This is a genomic window from Romboutsia sp. 13368 (assembly GCF_018336475.1).
GTDB lineage: Bacteria > Bacillota > Clostridia > Peptostreptococcales > Peptostreptococcaceae > Romboutsia.
In genome coordinates, this window is record NZ_CP048741.1 from 2,347,781 (window position 1) to 2,353,170 (window position 5,390).

The following is a 5,390-nucleotide window of genomic DNA, read 5'->3' on the forward strand; positions in this document are numbered from 1 at the left end:
AAAGATATAAAGTCCATACACAAAATAATTTCAATAATGTATAGAATATGTTTAGCTATAACAGTGATTTTTGTTGCCATAGCACTATTTATGCCAAAGCAGTTTATAGGTATATTTACAACAGATGCACGAGTTATTGAAGTAGGTGTAAAATACTTAAGAATAGTATCAATAGGTTATGTATTTTACGCTATAACAAACTGTACAATAACAGTTCTTAGATCTGTACAAACAGTTAAAATATCTATGGTAGTATATAGTATATCATTAGTTGTAAATATATTTTTCAACTGGATATTTATCTTTGGAAACTTAGGAGCAAGTCCATTAGGTGTTCAAGGTGCAGCAATAGGAACTGTAATAGCTAGAATAACAGAATTTATTATARTAGTCGAATATGTATACGTTATAAAAAAAGATTATGTTTTAAAGTTTACTTTAAAAGATTTAAAAAATATAGATATACCTTTTGTTAAAAGCTTTATATCTAAAAGTTTACCTGTTTTTATTAACGATACTACTTGGGCAATTGGAACAGTTTTATATTCAGTTGCATATTCAAAAGCTGGTACCTCAGCCATAGCAGCTAGTCAAATAGCTACTAGTACAGGTAACTTTTTTATAATAACATCTGTATGTATTGCCATTGGTGCCTCTATTATGCTTGGTAATGAACTTGGTGCAGATAACTTAGATACATCAATAAGTTATGCTAAAAAATTCTCTGCATTGGTAACTATTGTCGGTTTAGTTTTTGGAATTTTATTAATATTAAATATTCCACTATTACTAAAAATGTTTAGTGTGCCTGAATATTTATCATCTGATATGAGAAAAATATTTTTTATAATGGGTGGAATGCTTGCTTTAAGAGCATTTAATACACTTATAGTTATAGGAATTTTAAGAAGTGGCGGAGATACAAAATACTCTTTATTTTTAGAGTTAGGATGTATGTGGTTAGCATCTCTTCCTCTTACATTCTTTGCTGCAATTAAAGGTGCTCCTATATACATTTTAGTACTTCTTAGTTACTCTGAAGAAATAGTTAAATTTATATTTGGTGTACCTAGAGCCTTATCTAAAAAGTGGGCTACTAACTTAGTTAAAGAAATAAATTAAAATAAAAATATACAATTAAATTTAAAATATGTATTTAAATTTAATTATATCTAATACAGTTGCTATTTTTTATTTTATTATTTATAAATTTTATTTCTGACCTATCCTTAAGTTTGGAACAGCATTTAAACTCATATCATCTCTTCTTCCATTTATATAACTATAATATCCTGCACAACCTATCATAGCTGCATTATCTGTACATAAAACTGGAGATGGATATTTTATATTTATATTATTTTGTTTTCCTAATTCACTAAGTTTATCTCTAAGTGCTGAGTTACATGCAACTCCTCCTGCAAGAGTTATAGTATTATATCCTTTTTCTTTAGCTGCCTTTATAGCTTTTTGAGATAATACTTCAACAACTGCTTCTTGGAAAGATGCACAAACATCTTCAACAACTATTTCTTCATTTTTCATTTTCTTAGCATTTAAATAATTTAAAACTGCTGATTTTAGTCCACTAAAACTAAAGTCATATCCTTCATCTAAGTATGCTCTAGGAAAATCTATTGCTTTTTTATTTCCTTCTTTAGCTAATCTATCTACTATTGGACCACCAGGGTATCCTAACCCCATAGCTCTAGCTATTTTATCAAATGCTTCTCCAGATGCATCATCTCTAGTTCTACCTAATATTTCATACTCTCCGTAATCTTTTACCTCTACTAAGTGAGTGTGCCCTCCAGATACTATTAATGTTATAAATGGTGGCTTTAAATCCTTATGCTCTATATAGTTTGCACTTACATGACCCTCTATATGATTAACTCCAACTAATGGTTTATTTAAAGTAAATGCAAGTGCCTTAGCATGAGATAATCCAACTAATAATGCACCAACAAGACCTGGTCCATAAGTTACTGCTATATGATCTATATCATTTAGTGTTATATTAGCTTTTTCTAATGCCTCTTGTAATACTATATCTATATTTTCAATATGTTTTCTTGATGCAACCTCTGGTACTACACCTCCAAATTTCTTATGTAAATCAACTTGGGTATTTATTATATTCGATAAAACTTCTCTACCATTTTTTAAAACTGCAACAGATGTTTCATCACAACTACTTTCTACAGCTAATGTTATTATGTCTTTCATACTTACACCACCTTTATATCGTTCCACATTATCATGGCATCTTCTTTGTTGTCACTATAATATTCTTTTCTAATTCCAGCTAACTTAAATCCATATTTCTTATAAAGATTTTGTGCTACTGTATTAGAAACTCTAACTTCTAAAGTCATTGATATTATATTATTGTTTTTGCAAAGCTCTACTAAAGCTTGTACTAATTTATCTCCGATTTTTTTTCCTCTATAGTCACTATGAACTGCTACATTCGTTATATGACCTTCATCCATCACGAACCATATTCCAACGTATCCAACAACTTTATCATCTATCTTAGCTACTAGATATCTTGCAACATCATTATTTAATTCTTTCTTGAATGAATCCTTAGACCAGTGATGTTCAAAGCAGTTCTTTTCTACTTCATATACCCCATCTATATCCTTAGACGTCATTTGTTCTATTACTATGTTATTTTCCATCATTTAACCTCTTCATTTTTTCATCATATTGAACTTCGGCTTGAGATTTTCTTATATATAATGGATTTATACTGTAGCAATCATAAACATCTATATTATTTTTATATTTATTAATTGCAATTGAACATAAACTACTAGCCTTACTTACATTATGAGAAGGAGCTGGTATGTTTATATTACTTACATCTTTAAGTTTATCTTCATATTTATATACAGCTTCACCAACTATAATCCATTCTTCATTAGTATTTTTTAATTCTTCTATAAGTTCATCTATTTCAACTACATCTACACCTTTTAATTCAACTAGTTGATTATTTTCAAATTTATATTGTCCCATATAAACTTGAGTTCTTTGTGCGTCTAATATAGAGCATATTTTCTTATCACATAAATTCATATTACCAGCTAATAATTCTACTGAGTTAACACCTACTACAGGTAATTTATTTGCATGTGCTATAGCTTTTGCAGTTGCCATTGAAATTCTTAATCCAGTAAACGACCCTGGACCCTCACATACAGCTATCATATCCATTTCATTTATATTTATATCACTCATATTTAACATATTCTCTATCATAGGCATAAGCTTTTGAGAATGTGTTTTTTTAGTATTTACAGTATATTCACATATTAATTTATTATCTTCTATGACAGCTATACTTGTAGCTAGTGAAGATGTATCTATCCCTAAAACCTTCATTATTTTGTCAGCTCCTCAACTATTTTTTCGTATTTCTTTCCTATTGGATTTAATATCATTTCTCTAGACATATCTTTATATCTTAATTCTATATATAAATATTCATCAGGAAGTATATCTTCTATTAAGTTTGCCCATTCTATAATACATACTCCTTCTCCATTTATATAATCTTCATATCCTATATCATACATTTCATCACTACTACCTATTCTATATACATCAAAATGATATAAAGGCATTTTTCCTTCGTATTCATTAACTATAGTAAAAGTAGGGCTTGTTATATAATCATCTACCTCTAAAGACTTCGCAAGACTTTGAGTCATTGTAGTTTTTCCTGCACCTAAGTCTCCTATCAAACATATTACACTACCTGGTGTAAGTAACTTTCCTAATTTATATCCAATTTCTTGAGTTTTTTTCTCATCTTCTAAATATATTTTAACCATTGTTTTTCATCTCCATTAAGTTACGAGTCTTATTTAATATAATTATCAACTAGATATTATTATAGTATAACATTTTATTATTATAAAGTATTTCTAATTTATGTTCATATTATTGTTAAGTTTCAATCTAACTTAACTATAATTTTTTATAAAAATATTTTAAATTTAGGTATATCATTATATATATCTGGTCATAATTAAGATACAAGGGATATTTACTCCCCCAAATTAAAATATTNNTAAGTTACGAGTCTTATTTAATATAATTATCAGCTAGATATTATTATAGTATAACATTTTATTATTATAAAGTATTTCTAATTTATGTTCATCTTATAGTTAAGTTTCAATCTAACTTAACTATAATTTTTTATAAAAATATTTTAAATTTAGGTATATCATTATATATATCTGGTCATAATTAAGATACAAGGGATATTTACTCCCCCAAATTAAAATATTCCTTATTCCCCCTAAAGCACTTACTAACGGAAAGTAAGTGCTTTTTATATTTTCTAATTACTTTAATAATAAATAGATATAGTTAGAATATGATATAAGACAATGTCAATTAATTTAAAATTGATAGTCTATATTTTTATTTTTTATTATCTAATTCTATTTAAAATCTTTTCTGTTTTCTTATACATTGGTAATGTTAATAAAGACATTATTCCTGATTTTAATATATTAAATGGTGCTATAATCCATATTACAAAAGTTAATTTATCATGTATAGCTGGGTTTATCTTAGAACCCATAGATACTACTGCATCTATTGAAAATCCTATAGTTGAATAGAAAGGTAATATTATAAAATAGTTTGCTATACATCCTACAATTGTCATGACTATGATTCCACTTATAAGCCCTATAATAACTCCTGATATATTTCTTTTTTTAGAATATATATATGAAACTATAAAAACAAATGAACCTCCTATTAAGAAGTTAGCAATTTCTCCTACTCCTCCTGTAGTTGACATTCCAGTTATAAATTGAAGTAAATTTTTAAGAAATGCTATACTAACTCCTACCATAGGACCTAGTGATATTCCACCTAATAACGCTGTTAAATCCGATATATCTATTTTTAAAAACTCAGGAAATAGCATTGGTAATGGTACTGATATAAACATAAGTATATATCCTATTGCTGATAATATAGATATCTTTACTAGTGTTGATGTTGTTAAGAATTTAGTTTTTTTCATAGCTTGTTGCATTTTTATACTCCTCCTAATTTTAATTTATTAGGGAAAAATAAAAGCCCGAAGAGATCTATCTTCGAGCTTATTTTTTGAGTACAAGTTGTATAATATACATAAAAATGTATATAAATATTTATTCAAAAAATTAACTTTCTTCTCTCATCCAGACTTTACTGTCGGCTTTGGAATTTCACCAAATCATGCTACATTAGTAGCTCGCGGGCTATACCGCCGGTAGGGAATTTCACCCTGCCCCGAAGATTTTTCGAATCTTTAATTTTTTCCTTATGATTCTATATTAATAAATAATTACATAATTTTCAATATATTTTAA

The 5,390-nt window shown here is 27.4% G+C and carries 6 protein-coding genes and 1 riboswitch; of the genes, 1 reads left to right on the plus strand and 5 read right to left on the minus strand.

The genetic code is table 11. From position 1 onward, the window contains the following. Positions 1-1,122, plus strand: a 1,122-nt coding sequence (locus G3997_RS09840; RefSeq protein WP_296645592.1) for an MATE family efflux transporter, incomplete at its 5' end; no start/stop codon positions are given. 90 nt (positions 1,123-1,212) lie between these two features. On the opposite strand, the gene tsaD is transcribed toward G3997_RS09840, so the two are convergent. From tsaD to G3997_RS09865, 5 genes are all read right to left on the minus strand, one after another. Continuing rightward, on the minus strand, positions 1,213-2,229 hold the full coding sequence (gene tsaD / locus G3997_RS09845; RefSeq protein ID WP_296645593.1) for a tRNA (adenosine(37)-N6)-threonylcarbamoyltransferase complex transferase subunit TsaD: 1,017 nt from the start codon (positions 2,227-2,229) through the stop codon (positions 1,213-1,215). 2 nt (positions 2,230-2,231) lie between these two features. Continuing rightward, positions 2,232-2,687 (minus strand): ribosomal protein S18-alanine N-acetyltransferase, encoded by a 456-nt coding sequence (gene rimI / locus G3997_RS09850; RefSeq protein ID WP_296645594.1) that lies wholly within the window; start codon positions 2,685-2,687, stop codon positions 2,232-2,234. Further along, complete coding sequence (gene tsaB / locus G3997_RS09855) at positions 2,677-3,393, minus strand: tRNA (adenosine(37)-N6)-threonylcarbamoyltransferase complex dimerization subunit type 1 TsaB (RefSeq protein ID WP_296645595.1); 717 nt, start codon at positions 3,391-3,393, stop codon at positions 2,677-2,679. Before tsaB ends, rimI begins: the two co-directional genes overlap by 11 nt. Then, positions 3,393-3,845 (minus strand): tRNA (adenosine(37)-N6)-threonylcarbamoyltransferase complex ATPase subunit type 1 TsaE, encoded by a 453-nt coding sequence (tsaE, locus tag G3997_RS09860; protein WP_296645596.1) that lies wholly within the window; start codon positions 3,843-3,845, stop codon positions 3,393-3,395. The genes tsaB and tsaE overlap by 1 nt, the downstream gene beginning before the upstream one ends. 608 nt (positions 3,846-4,453) lie before the next feature. Continuing rightward, the gene (locus G3997_RS09865; protein WP_296645597.1) at positions 4,454-5,071 is read right to left on the minus strand and encodes an ECF transporter S component; all 618 of its coding nucleotides are present in this window, start codon (positions 5,069-5,071) and stop codon (positions 4,454-4,456) included. Positions 5,072-5,203: 132 nt separating this feature from the next. Further along, a riboswitch (FMN riboswitch) is annotated at positions 5,204-5,322 on the minus strand. Between the last annotated feature and the right edge of the window lie 68 nt (positions 5,323-5,390).